This is a genomic window from Fulvimarina manganoxydans, from assembly GCF_900176465.1.
In the GTDB taxonomy this organism is placed as follows: Bacteria; Pseudomonadota; Alphaproteobacteria; order Rhizobiales; family Rhizobiaceae; genus Fulvimarina; species Fulvimarina manganoxydans.
This window is the reverse complement of sequence record NZ_FWXR01000001.1, coordinates 25,681-41,699: the sequence shown is the minus strand read 5'-3', so window position 1 is coordinate 41,699 and position 16,019 is coordinate 25,681. Positions and strand designations below refer to the sequence as shown.

The window sequence follows — 16,019 nt, the reverse complement described above, 5'->3', positions numbered from 1 at the left end:
TCCGGCGGTATTCATCCGTCCGCCCGGAGCCCGTCCCGTGTCCCGTCGCCACCGCCCGTTCAAGCGCCCGTCCCGCACGCAGGAGGAAGCCGTCGAGCGCGCCGAGGCAGGCGCGGATCGCTCCCAGCATTGGGTCTCGATCTCGCGTCTCGCTGAGATCATCGGTCGTGACCGCGGCACGATCGCGGACTGGATCGGTGACAAGGGCTGTCCGGTCGCGGATCACGGTTCGTCCGGAGAGGCGACGCTTCTCGATCCGGCTGAGGTCTTCCGCTGGCGTGAGCGGTTCGTCCGCGACGAGGAGGCAGCCAAGGTCGCTTCCGGCGAGACTGCCGGCGGCGCACCGATGAAGCCGTCCGACCTGGTGAAACTCGAGGACCTCAAGATCAAGCGCCTCGCCGTCGGGCAGAAGGCGGAGGTCCTTGTCCCGCGCTACGTTGTCGAGGGCGCCTTCGAACTCGCGCTCGGCCTGATCCGGCAGACGATCATGGCCATTCCGGAGCGTCTGGTGCGCGACATGGCCGGCTATCCGGAGAAGCAGCGGCTGGAATGGCGCGAGAAGGCTCTGAAGCAGTGCCGGACGGCGCTCGCGGAGGGCGCGAAGGCGATCCAGGACACGCTTCCGGGATTCGATCCGCCGCAGCCATGAGCCGATTCGAGATCACTCCGGACGACCGACGCGCATGCGAGGACCTCGCCGCTCCCGGCGCCGAGATATTCCTGTCCGCGCTGGCGTTCGCGGCCGAGGTCGCGCTCGTCCCGAACGAGCCGGTCGATATCGTCGAGTGGTCGAGCGGCGAGGACGGCTGGATCGTGCTGCCGACCGAGGTCTCCGAGCGCTCCGGAAAGATCGAATGGTCGCCGGTCCAGGCGGCGATCCTGCTCGCCCTGTTCATGCTCATGGTCCGGCAGGGCACGTTCAAGAAGCCGCCGAGATTCGGGTCGTCCCTGATGTCGGCGATCATCATCCTCTACGTCGCCGTCCATCTCGGACAGTCGGTCATCTACTACGAACGCTCGGACGACGCGGCGCAGGACCTGCACGACAAGGTGCTGATGCCGATCATGCTCGCGTCGCCGAAGATCCGTGCGCTGATGCGCCCGCGGACGAAGGCCGGCGTCCAGGACGCGTGGTCCGACATCATTCTGACGAACGGCGCCTCGATCCAGCTTCGCTCCGCGAGCAACAACGGCTCGTTCCGCGCGATCAAGGGCTCCGTCGTCCTCGCGGACGAGATCTCGTCGAAGGAATGGCTCGACCGCTCCAAGAACTCCGAGGGCAACAAACTCGGGCTCGCGCGCCGGCGTCTCCAGCAGTATGCCGCGCCGCTTCTCTATGCCGGCTCGACGCCGACGCGGAAGGGCGCGTGCTCGATCTCGATGGAATTCGAACGGTCGGACAAGCGGATCTACGTCATGCCGTGCCCGCACTGCGAGACCGAGATCGCGTTCGAACCGGACGTCCGCCGCGCGATGTCCCGCGAGGGTCAGTGGGGCGCCGGCATCCGCTACACGCTCGACGAAGACGATCTGATCGACGACGCATGGTACGAATGCGGCGAGTGCCACGGCCACATCGAAGAGATCGACAAGGTCTCCATGATGGAGAAGGGCCGGTTCCGGGCGACGAACCCGAAGCCCGAACCGGGGCACGTCGGCTTCTTCGCATGGGCGGCCTACTCGACGGATCCGCAGAGCCACTGGAAGGCGATCGCTGCCGACCACCTCAAGGCGGAGCGGGACCCGGAGAAATACGAACAGGATTTCGTCAATCTGGTGCTCGCGCAGGAGTGGGAGCCTCGCGTCAACCGCACGACGGAGCCTTCCGAACTCGAAGCCCGCGCCGTCGACTACGGCGAGTTCGACGGCCCTGACTGGGTCGAGCACGTCTTCAACGGCGTGGACGTCCAGGAGGGCAATCTGCATCGCCCGGACAAGCCGCCCCGCGTCGAGATCGTGACGATCGGCATGGGCCGGAACCGCCGTATCGCCGTGCTGCACCGCGAGGTCATCTCCGAGATCGTCGAGCGCGATGAGCACACCGGCCGGCCGCGGGTCTACGAAATCCGACCCATGTCGCCGGAGTGCTGCGAGATCATCTGGCAGTATCTCGATCGCGAATGGACGATGGCCTCAGGCGAGGTCCTGAAGGCCAGACGGACGTTCATCGACTGCGGTTATCTCAACAGTGAGGCCCTCGAGTTCGCGTCCCATCCCAGGTCCCGGACGGTCACCGCCGTCCGCGGCGCCGCTGAAGGATTGAGCCGCAAGAAGGCCTTGCCGCCGAAGGAGTCGATCTCCTTGCGGAAGAAGCGGCCTTTCCTGTTCCTGGGCACCCAGAGCATCAAGGATACGATCGGCCGCACGATCTCGATCCCGTCGCCGGCGCCGGAAAGCTGGGAGTTCTCGGCGAAACTCGGCGCCGACTTCTACCCGTCGTTCCTCGCCGAGCACGAAGTCGAGGTCCGCCCCGGCTTCAGCCGCTGGATGCGCATCTCGGAGACCGAGACCGGCGAGGCCCTCGACTGCAGCGTCTACGCGCTCGCGGCCGCGATGTTCGAGATGCAGAACAACCGCCGCATCCGCGAGTCCATCGGACGCGTCGAGGCCGACGCCGTAGCGGCCGCGCTCGCCGCCCGCGCCGCGGTCGAGGATCCTGCGCCCGACGAGGAGGAAGCCGGCGATCCTCCGTCGACCGAGCATACGACGGACACGGCATTGCCTCCCCGCGAGGAATCTCGGGTTGCCCGCGTCGTCGATCGCGCCCAGCGCGTCGCGGAGCGGATCATCAAGCGTGTGGAGACGAATGATCTGCCCGATCCTCGCGTACCGAAGTCGTCCGGTCCGACGATCCGCATTGTCGATCGCGCTGAACGCCGTCGCCGGGCCGGGCTGATCGACGAACCGAAGAATTCGAGCGTCCGTGCCGTTCGTCGGCCGGCCGCCTCGCGAGTGGAAGGACTTTGGTGATGTACGTTTTCTGGACCCCCGACGACCTGAAGCGCGCGATCGTGGCGATCGAGAAGCAGATCTCCTCCGGAGCGAGCCAGATCTCCGCTCCCGGCGGCGGCGGCTCGGTGTCTCTGCAAAGGCCGGCCGTCGCCATGCGGACGCTCGACCGCCTTTACCGCGCCTATGAGCAGAAGACCGGTCAGACGCTCGACCGGGCGCGGCCGCAGACGAAGATGAAGACCTTCCGGATCAACGTGGAGAAGGATTACTACGAATGAGCGCCATGGATTTCCTTCGCCGCTCCGTCGGGATGAAGCCGTCGTCTCGCCGTCCGTCGAACGGCCTCGTCCGCTCGTTCGGCGGCGGCCGCCGGGTCGCGCCGTTCGAGGCCTCGGCGAATCATCCAGCCGTCCCGAACGTTCCGCGGATCCCGCCCGAAGGCGGCATCCGGTACCTTCGCGAGCAGCAGGCGATCGCCAGGCACCTCGTCCGGAACGACGCCTGGATCCGGTCGCTCGTCCGCGTCCTCAAAGGCCTCCATATCGGCACCGGGCCGAGACCCGTGTCGAAATTCCGGGAACTCGAGGAACTCTGGCAGGCGTCCTGCAGCGGCTTCTCGACGACGGGCTCGAAGTCGTTCGGTGCTATGCTCCGCGACGATATCTACGGCAACAAGATCGTAGACGGTGAAGCTTTCGTCCGCCGGCGCTTCCGGTTCGACTATCCCGAGGTCTCCAGACGCCTGGTCGTGCCGATCCAGTTCCAGACGCTCACGTCCGACTACGTACCGGTCGACCACGAATCCTTCGCGTTCGACGACAAGCGGTTCGCCGCCGGCATCATGACCGATCTCGACCGCCCGGTCGCTTACGCGATGCATACGGAGCACCCGCTCTCCGAGGGGTTCCGCATGCGCCGGCCGATCGTCGTGCCGGCGGACGAGGTCTTTCATCTGTTCGACGGCCCGACCGGCAGCCCTCGGGGCGAGGTCATGCTCGCCAGCGCCTTCCTTCGCGCGATCGCGATGTCGACGCTTGAGGACGCCGAGCGCCGGCGGAAGCAGATCGCGTCAATCATGACCGTTTTTTTCAAGCGCTCCGACGAGAATCTCGACGACGACATGCTCCCGGACGCGGAGACCGTCGAGCGCATGATCGGCGACGTCACGTTCGGCACAGGCGTCGGACACGAACTGCCGGCCGGTTTCGACGTCGAGACAGTCCAGCCCAAGGACGAGCCGATGAATTTCGAGAAGGCGCTGCGCTTCCAGCTTCTCGCCATCTCGGCTTCGGTCGGCGCTCCAGTCTACGAAGTCACCGGCGACTGGCGGGACGCGCCCGAACGCGCCATGCGCATCGCGGCAGCGGCGGTCTCGCGCGAGGCCGGGATCGGCCGGGACGGAACCGAACACCAGGTGCTCCGCCCGATGTTCGCGTCCTGGGTGGATGCCGCCATGGCGTCGGGCATGTGGACGCCCCCGGCCGGCGCGAAGCCTTGGGAGATCTACGATCACGGCTGGGACTGGCCGGTCATCCAGCACGCCGCCCTGACGCAGGAACTCAAGATTATGATGGACGCCGCCGATCGCGGCATCGTCGAGCCGTCCTACGTCTCGAAGTCCTATTTCGGGAAGCGGTCCGAAGAGGTCGCGCGACTGTCTGCCAAGGATTACAGCCGCCGGCGCGAGAACGGCCTACTCGACGCCGATGATAAATGGGATCCCACCCGCACTCCGACCTCGCAGTCGATCGCGAAAGAAACGGCTGACGAGGAAAAGCACGAGCGGGAAGTCGTCGAGGCGGCTAAGGCAGATACGTCGGTGCTCGAACTGGACTGATCTATTGATGCAATCTAAGGTTCCTCTTGGTTAAATCTAGGAGGGTCTATGTGGGCTTCGGAATTCCTTGCCACGATCGGTGAAAATCAGACGGTTAGCGCTCTGGCGGCGATCGTCACGCTGACCGGAGGCAGTGCCATCGGCATGAGTCGCTGGGCCTTCAGCCTGCGGAAAGACCTACAACGCCGGAAGATGCGCAATATCGACCTCGCTGAGCAGAACGAAGAACTTTCGCGCAGGATTGCAGAGATGTCGGGTACGATAAAGAATCAGGAGATCGAGATAGAAGACGAATCAGTCTTCCTCGAACGACTGTTGCGATCCTTTCCATCCGAACAGGATGAGCGACATCGATACATGCACGCCCTGCACGAAGCTTACCTGATACTGCCCCCGACAAGAGACGACGATCAACTCGATCGTGCGCGTGAATTTCTCCTATCCTCTTGCGAGGCGCTGGCTTGGTCATGCCATACCGATCAATCCTATCGAAAATGCGCTAATGGGATGATCGCTCAACGACTGCTGGATCGATGCTTGCGTGGAACGCGCCCGGAACTCGAAAGTTGGCATCTCGAAATGACCCGGGAGGACGCGCTCGATAATTTCGAATTCGCGAAAACCCTTTACGAAACCTACAGTGATCTGGACGATGTCGTTGATGCGGCCGTCGCTTCCGTATGTTTCCTTCAGAACGAGAGCGCGATACTTCCTACCAACGAAGACCATAAGGCGGCATCCGAATGGGCTGGTGCGCGCCTCAACGAGTTCATAGAGAACTCCGAGAGAGACCCGGAGAATAACCCGGTCTGGATGTATCGTTTCCCGAATTCTTTCGCCTTCTGGCTTCTGGGTGTGAAAGACAATCTAAACTTCGACGCCCCGGACCATTGGCTTCATTCCCCTTCCGCGATCCGTAATCTGGTGGGCTCGGTAAGGTTGCACTGGTTTCTATCCAATTCCCTCGGGCAATTTCTCGACGAAGTGCGCTATTCGAACGAGGGTGGTTTCGTATTGCCGGACTACGAATTCCGTTCGAACGGTGGCTCACACTAACTTCGGGTTCGTTCTTCTCGCCCGGAGGTCCGAGGTTATCGGAGCCGTGAAGAAGGCGTTCGCAGGATCCTGAGCGCCGTCAGGTATATCCCTGCGCCGATCGTGGGACGTTTCGTCGGAATAGGAATTCTCCGACGGATATCGGCGTGTCCAAGGCACTGAAGAGAGCACTCGAAAAGCGTGGCGGCGAGAAATTCGCCCCGACGACCTCGCGTGCCCTTCGTGCTGCCGAGGTCAAGCCCGACACGCTCGACGAAAACGACGGCTCGATCGAGATGGTCGTCGCGACTTCCACCGCCGTCGTCCGCCACTACTACGACTGGGACAAGGACGAGGTCGTCGAGTACGACGAGGTCCTGCCCGTCGCGAACTGCCGTTTGCCGGCGGAATCCGGCCGCACCGTCAATCTCCTCGACTCTCATCAGTGGTGGTCTTGCAAGTCCATCATCGGCATCGGCCTGACCGACACTTTCAAGGTCGAGGGCGAGCAGATCCGCGCTCGCTTCGGGTTGTCCGCCCGCGAGAGCGTCGCAGACATCGTCGAGGGCATCCGCGAGGGCGTCATCGCTAACGGCTCCTGCGGCTACACGATCGACGAGTACGCGGTCGCCGAAGTCGCCGGCCGTCTCACCGTCACCGCCACCCGCTGGACACTCCTGGAGATGTCCGTCGTGCCCGTTCCCGCCGACGGGGCGAGCCAGATCATGCGGTCCGCTCACGACATCGTCGCAGCCCATCGCGCCGCGAAACCCAAGCCGAACCAGAAGAGGTCCGACATGACCGAAGACCAGATCAAGGCACTCGTCGCCGAGTCCGTCCGTTCCGCTCTCGCCGAAGCCGCGAAGACGGAGACGCCTGAGGACAAGGCCGCTCGCGAGGCCATCGAGGGCACCCGCGGCAAGCCGGCCGGCAACCCGCTTCCGGCTCCGCAGAACCAGCCCGTCGCCGGTCAGCCGGCGGGACGGTCCGACGCCGAGAAGGCGACCATCGCCGGGCTCCGGACGACCGCGAAACGCTACGGCGTCGAGGACACCTTCGACGAGTTCGAGAAGGCAGGCGCCGACCTGGCCGAACTTCGCGGGATCGCGATGAACGGCATGCGGGCGAAGTCCAACTCGACGGAGACTTCCGGGCACAACCTCGGCTCGCCGCGCGAGATGACCCTGGCGGATCTCCGCTGGGAGGATTCGGCCGCGTTCCGCGGCTCGCAGGCTCGCGCCTGATCGTCGGCAACGAACTCTAACGAAGGAAGAGCGTCATGTTCACCAGGCTCAACGAAGGCAAGCGCGCCGGCGAGTTCATCGTCTGGGAAGTCGATCCGCGCTGGACCCGCGGCAAAATCGAGGTCACCGCGCCGGCCGACAAGCCGGTTCAGCCCGGAACCGTCGTCCAGGATCCGAACGATCCGGACGTCGCTGCCGGCGTCACGATCTACGAAGTCAATCGCGGCCGCACGAAGGTGACCTCGATCATCAAGAGTGGGCCGGCGATCGTCAACGAGAACCTGCTGACGTTCCCGATCGTCACCGGCGACGTCGCCGCGACGGACGCTCTTCGCGCGACCCTGATCGCCGATCTCGAAACCAAGGACATCCGCGTCGAGCCCGAAGGCGGCAACGAGATCGTTCTCTAACGACACCGCGCAGCCGGCGATGGGGATCGCCGTCCGCCCGTAATTCCGATCCGAGGGGGATCTTCAGATGGACGTTTTCGAACTCGCTCCGTTCACCATGCTGACGATGGCTGCGGCCGTCATCAAGCGCCCGTTCAAGCCGAACGTCCTGACGAAGACGTTCCGTGCCGGCACGCCCCTGCGCTCGCCGACCACGGACGTTCAGATCAATTCGTCCAACGGGCGCGTGAAGGTGCTGCCCTCGACGCCTCGCGGCGCACCGGCCCCGCAGCGTTCGCTCACCAAGCGCTCGGCCGTGAAGGTGGAGATCCCCGGTTATTCCGAGGGTTTCACCATGAGCTACAACGAGGTCCTCAACGTCGTCGGCGGCCTCACCGGGCAGGCTCAGCAGATGGCCGCGCAGACGCTGATCGACCAGTATCTCGCCGGCTGTAACGACGACCTGGACGTCACTGTCGAGCACCAACTCGCCAACGCGATGAAAGGCCTGATCGTCGACTCGTCCGGCGAACTCGAGATCGACCTCTACGACATGATGAAGGTCCAGCAGCAGCAGGCCGACCTCGACCTTTCGAAGCCGCTCGCGCCGCAGTTGGAGAAGCTGAAGCTCGCGATGGAGAAGGCGCTCGGCGGGGACACACTCTCCTCCGTCGCCATCGTCTCCGGTTCCGACGTCGCTCACGCGTTCAGCGAGAACGGCGACTACCGCAAGGCCATGACCTCCGACGCCCGGAACAACTGGACGTCCCAGGAAGACGGCCGCACCGGCGTCCGCATCAACTCGAACGTCGACATCGTGCCGTATCACCGCGGATTCTTCGACGCCGACGACTGCTACGCGGTGCCGATCTACGACGGTCACATGAAGACGGTCTACGGTCCGAGCGACTCGAAAGAGTATCTCGGCAACGTTCTCGACCGATACGTGACCCGACACGAACTGCCTCACGGCAAGGGCCTCGAGGTCGAACTGTGGTCGTTCTTCCTTCACTACTTCGATCGCCCGGAAGCGATCATCAAGCTCAACGTCGCCTGATCGACGACGCCGACGCCCGGCGGTCGGGAGGGGACGGCCGCCGTGTGGGGCGTCGGGCTTTACGGTCCGGCGCCTTTTTCCTTCCAGTAATCCTTCCGACGACGAGGTGACCAGTGTCCGGACGACGCATCTTCAGCCAGCCGATCGGCTCCGCGGGCGCGGCCGCCGACGTGTTCCCGCTCGGTGGCGCGGCGTTCGTCCTCGAGGTCGGAGCGAACTGGGTCGAACTCGACTCGCAGGGCTACGACGTCGTCCTCGTCCGCGTGCCTTCCGATGCTCGCCGCGTCGTCTACCGCTCGACATCCGACGGCGCCGACCTCGCGGGCACGCCGGCGACGGAAGAGCAGATGGACACCTCGTTCCCCGTCGATCCGGGGACCGTGCCCTGGGGGACGGATCGCGACGTGTCGGAGGCCTCGCGCACGCGCTACTGGCTCGCGATCGACCCGACCGACGCCACGCCCGATCTTGCGGCGGTCGCGCTTGTCCGTGTCCTGCTGCCGGGAGTCGGTCGATGAGAGGTATTCCGCCGAGAGCGGCCGCCGGGGTCGATCCCGCGCTCGCCGCGAACGTCGAGGCGCTCGACGAGACGGTCAACGGCGACGGTCCGGGCGCGATCCCGACGCGCATCGAGTCGCTGCAATCGAACGTCTTCACCCGTCTCCTGAAGGAAGACGTGGTCGACCTCGTCACGCTGGCCCCTGCCGTCATTTCCGCAGTGCGCGTCTCCGCGTCGGCGACCAACTATGATGTCCTGCCCGCCGCACCCGCCAACGCCACGCACGTTTACTTCGTAGCAGTCAGCGGCGGCGCGAGCGGCTGCGCGACGATCGGCACGACGGCGCCCGGCAGCAGGCAGCCCTCCGGCGGCGCACCCGGACGGGTCGCGCGGTCGAGGATGATCCCTCTTGTCGAGGTGGCGGCAGCCCAGACGAAATTCGCGCTGACGATCGGTGCCGGCGGTGCGGCCGCGACCGCCTCGTCCGGAACCTCGGATCGCGTCGTCTCGAACGCCGGCGGCGACACGACGGTATCGTCTCCCGCCTACGGCACGCTTCGAGCGCTCGGCGGCCGGAATACGCCGCCGAACGCGAACACGATCGACGGTTACGGCGGCACCACGGTCCGTGCTGACCCGCGCGCGATTTCCGAACAGCAGATGCCGAGTCCGTATCCTCGCTCGATCCCCGGCCGGGGCGCGGAGGTCGCCACGAACACGCCGGCGGTCGGTCAGTCCGGGTCGTGGGGCGAAGGTCCCGGTGCTGGCGGCGGTGCCGGCTACTCGCTGAACGCCAATTCCAGATACGACGGGATCGGCGGGTACGGCGGCCGCGGATACCGCCGCGAGGACAAGGATCACCGGAACGATACCTCGCCCTATTCCAAGGACGGCGGGTATCCGTCCGTCGGCATGGGTTTCGGGTATGCGTCCGCGGGTGGTGCGGGCAGCAGTAGCGATCCCGGCTACTACGGCGGAGGCGGCGGAGGCGGCGTCTCGATGGACAGCAACAATAGCGCTCGAAACGGTGGAGCCGGCGGATTTCCCGGCGGCGGCGGCGGAGCTGCCGCCGGAGCCGTATCGGCGAGCACGACCGCGACGGCGAACGCGCCATCCGGAGCGGGCGGCAACGGATGCGTCGATATCTACTACTGCCGCCTGAAGGACTACTGAAGATGAAACTCTTCCTGCTCGTCGAAGACGAGGCCGTTTCGAATATCATTGTCGGTCGCGACGATTACGGCTCCGAAAACCCGGCCGCTGTCGAGCAGACCGGCGACCTCGACGGCGTCGCGATCGGCTGGTACCGGCACCCCGACGGAACCTTCCACCCCGGCCCATTCGAAGCGCCTGCGGAGGAGTGATCGTGCTCCGCAACCCCCTCTTCGATATGGTCGCCCAGACCGTCTCCGCGTCCGCCCTCGCGACGCCCGCGATCGTCGTCGTCGCCGGCGTCGAGTATCCGACCGGCCTGACGGGCGGGCCAGAGGACCAGGAAAAGGACCTCTCCGACATCTCGTTCACGTCGTCCGCGCTGCGCGTCTCGTTCCCCGTCGCCGACGTCGCCGGCGAGCCCTCCGCGCACGACGAGGTCCGCGTCGACGGCAAGAGCTACTGGATCCGGAAGATCCGCCGGCGGCACGAACTCTGGCAAGCCGAACTGACGGAGAGACGACCCGCATGACGCACGTCCGCGATCAGGTCTGCGACATCGTCTGCGCCGGCATCCGGACGGCCGTGCCGGAATTCCGCGCGGTCCACCGCGATTTCGTCTTCGGGTGGGACGAGAAATCCTTCCCTGTCTGCCTCGTCATGCCGAAGCAGACTCGGATCGAGCCGGCCGAGGGAGGCTCGGACTACGAACGCGAGATCAGGTCGACGACGGTCGAGATCGTGTTCGTGGATCGCGCTGACGCCCAGACGTCCGCCCAGGACCTGAAGGATCGCATGGGCGATCTCGCGGCCAAGATCGAGTCTGCGATCGACGCGATGGACCGGGACGAGGATATCCCCGTCCTGATGTCGATCATCGGCGATTCGAACGTCGACGACTTCGCCGAAGGCGTCGACGAACTGCTCGTCGTCGAGGTCCTGACCGCCGACGTCGCGTACCGGACCGTCCGCGGGGACGCGACCGCGCTCGTCCGCTAGCCCCGATCGTCAGGTATATCCCTGCGCCTCGCGTGAGAGCGTGCGCCCGATGCAGTCCGTCGGTCGCAGGATGCGGCCGTCCCACCGCGACGAGGGATCCCGCACATGGCCGGCACGCCGACTTTTCGCCCGCTCTCCGAAAGCCTCCGGTACCGGCCCAAGGGCCAGGCGCTCTTCACGATCGAGGGGAGCGACATCAGGCAGAAGGTCGGCGACTACGAAAGCCTGAATCTGTCGTTCGAGATCGAAGAGACGGACGACTACAGCAACGAGTATCCCATCCGCACGAAGACCGGTTCCGAGGTCACCCAGGCCGACGTCTCCGTCTCGTTCGCCTCGCGCATGCTTCCGCGCCTCATCCGCCAACTCATGTACGGATCGGCCTCCGGACTGACCATCTCGCAGGCGGCCGCCGCTGCCGAGGTCGTCGACGTCGCGAAGATCGCGGTCGACGAGATCGCCCGGCTCGCCCATCGCAAGATCACGGACTGCCTCGTCACGGACGCCGCCGGCGCGATCACGTACGTCGAAGGCACGCACTACAAGTGTGACCGCGAGGGCGGTTTCGTCGAGATCCTCGCGCATCCGGTCGGCGCCACCGTGACGATCGAGCCGGACGGCCGCGAGACCGCTGCGGTGCAGATCACGTATGACGCCGACGCGATCACCGACGCGCCGGTCTTCGGGATCCTGTCCAACCCGTCGATCGTCGTGCGCATCGAGTTCCTGCAGAACATGCGCCGCGGCCCGCAGTCCGAGATCGTGCTCAATCGCGTCCAGATCCGCGTGGACGGCGACGTGCCTCTCGCGGCCGACGGCGAAGACAACGCGAGCATCACGTTCACCGGCAAATGCCTGCCCGACACGTCCCAGCCGGCCGGCCTCGAGATCGGCTACGCGATCGACCGCATCACGCGCGGCGTCTGATCCCGATCCTTTCGGCGGGGTCCGCTCCGCCGTCCTTTCCCACGCCCCCTCCGAAGGAAAACCGCATGTCCGAGAAGACTGCTCTCCAGACGTCGTACGATGCTCTCACCGCCGCCGTCGGCGCCCGCAGGAGCGAGGAAGTCAAACTCTCGTCCGGGGGCTCGATCATCGTCCGCGGCATCACGGTCATGGAGTTCATCAACCTCCTCCGTCGCTTCCCGTCGGCTCGCAGCCTGATCCTGTCGTGGGTCGGCATGATGGTGACCGAGGACGGCGACGAGGAAGAGGACGAGGATCGCGACGACAACGCGAAGCTCATGACCGCTCTCTTCACCGCGCTTCTCGACGAGGGGCCGGAAGCGATCAGCGTGCTCGTCGCCAAGGCGATGGGCGGCGAGAGGGACGAACGAGTGGTCGCGAAGATCGCCGAATTGCCGGACGACGATCTCATCCTCGCGCTGGAAGCCGTGATCGGGCTCACGATGCCGAACGGTATCTCGGATTTTTTCGGCCGGTTCGCCCGGATCGCGGCGCGACTCGGGCTGAAGCCGGAAGAGCCGGCGGAAGCCGCGGAAGTCCCGGCCGCGGCCTGACGCGAAAGTCGCCGGAAGTCGTCCTCGCGAAGTCGCTGATCCGCCTGCGGGCGCGCGGGCACCCGGTCGCGGAGATGACGATCGGCGAGGTGTTCTTCGCCTCCTTGATCGACGGCGAGGACGACGATCGCGACCTCGATCTCGCGGCCCTCGCGGCCCGGCTCGGGCAGGCCGACGAGAAAGGCTGGAAGAAATTCTTCCGGGACCGGGAGTAGACCGTGAAAAAGCGCATTGCGGACATTGTCACGAAATTCAGGGCGGAAGGCCTTGGAGAAGTGCGTGCCGCTCTGCGCCGCCTCTCGGACGAGACTCGCCGCGTCTCGCGCGACACCGACCGCAATATGGGCCGCCGCGCCTTCAACGGGTTGCGCACGGGTCTCCAGGCCGCCTCGCGCGGAATGCGCCGCCTAGGCACGGAAGCCCGCGCCGCAGGTCGTCAGATCACTAGCGTCATGCGGGGTGCCGGCAGAGCCGTGGCCGCGGTCGGCCGACAGGTTTTCAGTAAGAAAGGAGCCATCGCGGCCGCGCTCGGTGCTGCCGGCGGCGCGGCATACGGCGCGTTTCCGCTCGTGCCGGGGTTCGGCGCCCTCGGTGCGGCGGGATTGGCCGGTGTCCTGACTTTTCAAGACACGAAAGAAATTCGGCAGGCCTCGAGCCTGCTCGGCGTAGATCCTGCGGTCGCGTCGGAATGGCAGTACCTGGGCGATACCGTGGGCTTAGCATTCGGCGACGTCTTGGGCTCGATGCAGGGCCTCGGCCAGGCGATGATAGATTCGCTTGATCCCTCGTCGGACATGGCTGCCATCTTCAAAAAATTGGGGGTCTCGGCGAAGGACGGATCCGGCCGGCTGCGCAACGTCTCTCACGTCATGACCGACCTCGCGAGGCGCATGCAGGGCCTGTCCAAGGGGCAGCGCTTCTTCGTGCTCAGCCAGATCTTCGGCGAGGGCGACGCGCTGAAGCTGACGGAACTCTTCGACAAGGTCGGTAAGGATTACGGCAAGCTTCAAAAGGAGTTCGAGGCCCGGAAGCGGGACAAGCTTTTCGTGAGCCGCGAGCAGATCGACGCGATCATGAAATTCCGCTCGAACATGAGCGACTTGATTCTCGTCTTCAAGGCCTTCGCGAGGGAGCTTTTTCTCACGTTCGCGCCGTTCTTCGAACGGTTGATGAAATCCTTTGAGGTTTTCTTTCGGAACCCCCAGAACCGCGCGAAAGTCATCCAGAAGTATTTCGTGTCGCCGTTCATCCGGGCGCTGATGCTTCTGCGCGATTTCGTCAAGGTCTTCACGGGCTTCGACATCTACGGGCCCCTGTTTGGTCAGGGAGCCACGAAACTTCGCGTCGTCAACGACTGGCTTTACACGCTAAAATGGTGGCTCGGGCAGGCGTGGATCGTGGGCAAAGGGCTGGCCTTTCTCTTCATCTCGGTCGGCTGGGCGCTCCTCGACCTCTCGCGAATCATCGACGAGTTCATCCGGAAATCCACTGGCTTCTCGATCAGCCAGTGGCTCGCCGGCGGCAGCGCGGACGATATCGCCGGGTTCTCACGCGACCTCGGCATGATCTTCCGGAATTTGTTCAAGCAGGACTTCATCGATCCCGCCTCGCTCGAGACGCCTCTCGGGCAAGCGGCTGGCCGCGGCGTCGCAATTCTCCGGCAGACGTTCGACGACTTCTTGATTTACCTCGAGGACCGCGTCGCGGCCCGTTTCAAGCAGGTTTTCGACACGATCTACAACGTCGCGATGTACATCGATCGAGCCATGAAGGAAGTCGACAAGGGCCTCGCGGACGGCACCGGCTTCGCGAATCTGGAGACCTCGCTGGGCCAAATCCTGATGCTTTTCGCGCAGACGTGGCCGGCGATCGGCGCGTTCGCGGAGGCGATCAGGCAGGTCTTCTTCCTAGGCGAGAAGGCACCGTCCGAAGGCTTCCAGTGGATGGAAGACATCCGCACGATCTTCACCAACCTCGAACTCGGCGAGGCGTTCACTTTTCTCCTTCAGAAGCTCGCGTTGTTCAGCACGTGGGTCAAGGAAACGATCCCGAAACTGGACGATCTCGCGAAGGAATGGTTGGGCGTCAACGCGGCGGCGGCGTTCTTCCTCGCGCTGTTCGGCTTCGGCATTCTCAGGAAGGTCATCGGCGCCATCGGCGGCATGATCCAGGGCATCAACAAGCTTCTGGACGGCATCCGTGCGTTCCGCCGCCAGTGGCGGTGGCTCAGGACGGCGCTCGGCCTCCGAAACGTGGCGATCGGCGGCGCGCTGATGACGGCCGGCAAATGGATGCTCGTCATCGCCGCCGCGGTGGCGGCCATCTACTGGGGGATCGACAACCTCGCGAGCGGGCTGCAGTGGATCGCCGACCTCTTGAAGGATATCCTGCCGCAGTTTCAATATGTTGCCGATTTCGTAAAGAACTGGCGCGACACTCTCGGGGGGTGGATCGAGTACATCCCCGGCGGATCGTACCTGACCGAGGCGAAGGGGGAGAGCAACCCCGTTCGCGTCGCGGGCCGCGGTATCGCGGACTGGTTCATGGGGCGCGAGGGCTTCGAACGGGACTCGATGTCGTCGGAATCGCTGCGCAACGCCGACCTCCTCGCCGCGCTCGACAACTCCGGAAAGGTCGAGCAGGCCGTCGAAGACGCGGCGAAAGCCGTCGCCGACAAGCCCGTGAAGTCCGACAAGACGCCCATCGTGCTCAACCTCCCGGACGCTTCGGTCAACCTCGAAGCGACCGAGGATGAGGCCGACAAGCTTCTACGCTCGACGTCGCTTCTGATCGGGGGAATCTGATGCAGGCCCTTCCCGAGATCTCCATCCTTTTTCCAGGCCTCCGCATCCCGCGCCGCGCCCTCGTCGGCGCCCGCGAACGGCATTCGCGTGACGGGGAATACGAAACCGCCCGCACCTGGAACGGCGCCGCGGTCAGTCTCGCGCCGTCGTGGGGCGAGAAGGTCAACATCTCCATCTCGAACGACGGCGAGCGCGTCTGGACCCCGAGCACGGACAACCTCGTCGTCGGCCAGCAACTGACGCTGTGGTCGTCCGTCTGGCGGACGGTCACCATCCCGCCCGGTCAGTATGCGGCCACCCTCGCGCGCGATCCCGTCCCGGGAACCGTCCACGCGACGGACGCCATGGATCCCCGGATCGAAGTCGAGAGCGCGGTCAATGGCCGGATCGCTACGATCCCGTTCCGAGGCGGGTGGACGACGGTTTCCTATCGGCCGGCCTACGACTGCATGGTCCTCGGCATCACGGAAATGGGCGCTGAGACGACGGCACCGGGGCAGTCGTGGACCCTCGAATTGACGGAGCGCTGAC

The 16,019-nt window shown here is 65.0% G+C and carries 18 protein-coding genes; all 18 read left to right on the top strand.

What is annotated here, in order from left to right; translation table 11 throughout:
- Window positions 1-37: 37 nt before the first annotated feature.
- The 18 genes from B9A15_RS00250 to B9A15_RS00170 all read left to right on the top strand — a co-directional run bounded on the left by B9A15_RS00250 (window position 38) and on the right by B9A15_RS00170 (window position 16,018).
- Window positions 38-649: a hypothetical protein gene (locus B9A15_RS00250; protein ID WP_084407808.1), complete on the top strand. Its 612-nt coding sequence runs from the start codon at window positions 38-40 to the stop codon at window positions 647-649.
- Window positions 646-2,970 carry a terminase gpA endonuclease subunit gene (locus tag B9A15_RS00245; RefSeq protein WP_170923117.1) on the top strand — a complete coding sequence of 775 codons (2,325 nt, stop codon included), beginning with the start codon at window positions 646-648 and terminating at the stop codon, window positions 2,968-2,970. The genes B9A15_RS00250 and B9A15_RS00245 overlap by 4 nt, the downstream gene beginning before the upstream one ends.
- Window positions 2,970-3,230 (top strand): hypothetical protein, encoded by a 261-nt coding sequence (locus tag B9A15_RS00240; RefSeq protein WP_084407806.1) that lies wholly within the window; start codon window positions 2,970-2,972, stop codon window positions 3,228-3,230. The genes B9A15_RS00245 and B9A15_RS00240 overlap by 1 nt, the downstream gene beginning before the upstream one ends.
- Entirely contained in the window at window positions 3,227-4,789 is a 1,563-nt protein-coding gene (locus B9A15_RS00235) for a phage portal protein (RefSeq protein WP_084407805.1), read from the top strand. The genes B9A15_RS00240 and B9A15_RS00235 overlap by 4 nt, the downstream gene beginning before the upstream one ends.
- Window positions 4,790-4,837: 48 nt before the next feature.
- Window positions 4,838-5,845 (top strand): hypothetical protein, encoded by a 1,008-nt coding sequence (locus tag B9A15_RS00230; protein ID WP_084407803.1) that lies wholly within the window; start codon window positions 4,838-4,840, stop codon window positions 5,843-5,845.
- 146 nt (window positions 5,846-5,991) lie between these two features.
- Window positions 5,992-7,068: an HK97 family phage prohead protease gene (locus B9A15_RS00225; protein ID WP_084407801.1), complete on the top strand. Its 1,077-nt coding sequence runs from the start codon at window positions 5,992-5,994 to the stop codon at window positions 7,066-7,068.
- Between the two features lie 35 nt (window positions 7,069-7,103).
- Window positions 7,104-7,478, top strand: coding sequence for a head decoration protein (locus B9A15_RS00220; RefSeq protein ID WP_084407800.1), 375 nt, complete (start codon window positions 7,104-7,106; stop codon window positions 7,476-7,478).
- Between the two features lie 67 nt (window positions 7,479-7,545).
- Window positions 7,546-8,514 carry a major capsid protein gene (locus B9A15_RS00215; RefSeq protein ID WP_084407798.1) on the top strand — a complete coding sequence of 323 codons (969 nt, stop codon included), beginning with the start codon at window positions 7,546-7,548 and terminating at the stop codon, window positions 8,512-8,514.
- A 113-nt stretch (window positions 8,515-8,627) separates the two neighbouring features.
- A complete protein-coding gene (locus B9A15_RS00210; RefSeq protein ID WP_084407796.1) occupies window positions 8,628-9,032 on the top strand; it encodes a hypothetical protein in 405 nt (134 codons plus the stop codon).
- Window positions 9,029-10,186 carry a hypothetical protein gene (locus B9A15_RS00205; protein ID WP_084407795.1) on the top strand — a complete coding sequence of 386 codons (1,158 nt, stop codon included), beginning with the start codon at window positions 9,029-9,031 and terminating at the stop codon, window positions 10,184-10,186. The genes B9A15_RS00210 and B9A15_RS00205 overlap by 4 nt, the downstream gene beginning before the upstream one ends.
- A gap of 2 nt (window positions 10,187-10,188) precedes the next feature.
- Complete coding sequence (locus B9A15_RS00200; protein WP_084407793.1) at window positions 10,189-10,377, top strand: hypothetical protein; 189 nt, start codon at window positions 10,189-10,191, stop codon at window positions 10,375-10,377.
- Complete coding sequence (locus B9A15_RS00195) at window positions 10,374-10,697, top strand: head-tail joining protein (RefSeq protein WP_084407791.1); 324 nt, start codon at window positions 10,374-10,376, stop codon at window positions 10,695-10,697. The genes B9A15_RS00200 and B9A15_RS00195 overlap by 4 nt, the downstream gene beginning before the upstream one ends.
- On the top strand, window positions 10,694-11,164 hold the full coding sequence (locus tag B9A15_RS00190; protein WP_084407790.1) for a hypothetical protein: 471 nt from the start codon (window positions 10,694-10,696) through the stop codon (window positions 11,162-11,164). The genes B9A15_RS00195 and B9A15_RS00190 overlap by 4 nt, the downstream gene beginning before the upstream one ends.
- A gap of 105 nt (window positions 11,165-11,269) precedes the next feature.
- Entirely contained in the window at window positions 11,270-12,091 is an 822-nt protein-coding gene (locus B9A15_RS00185) for a phage tail tube protein (protein ID WP_084407788.1), read from the top strand.
- Between the two features lie 65 nt (window positions 12,092-12,156).
- Window positions 12,157-12,684, top strand: coding sequence for a phage pre-tape measure protein (locus tag B9A15_RS00180; protein WP_084407787.1), 528 nt, complete (start codon window positions 12,157-12,159; stop codon window positions 12,682-12,684).
- A gap of 74 nt (window positions 12,685-12,758) precedes the next feature.
- Window positions 12,759-12,899, top strand: coding sequence for a hypothetical protein (locus B9A15_RS22785; RefSeq protein WP_170923116.1), 141 nt, complete (start codon window positions 12,759-12,761; stop codon window positions 12,897-12,899).
- Between the two features lie 3 nt (window positions 12,900-12,902).
- Entirely contained in the window at window positions 12,903-15,488 is a 2,586-nt protein-coding gene (locus tag B9A15_RS00175) for a phage tail tape measure protein (protein WP_084407785.1), read from the top strand.
- Window positions 15,488-16,018 (top strand): hypothetical protein, encoded by a 531-nt coding sequence (locus B9A15_RS00170; RefSeq protein WP_084407783.1) that lies wholly within the window; start codon window positions 15,488-15,490, stop codon window positions 16,016-16,018. Before B9A15_RS00175 ends, B9A15_RS00170 begins: the two co-directional genes overlap by 1 nt.
- Window position 16,019 lies beyond the last annotated feature (1 nt).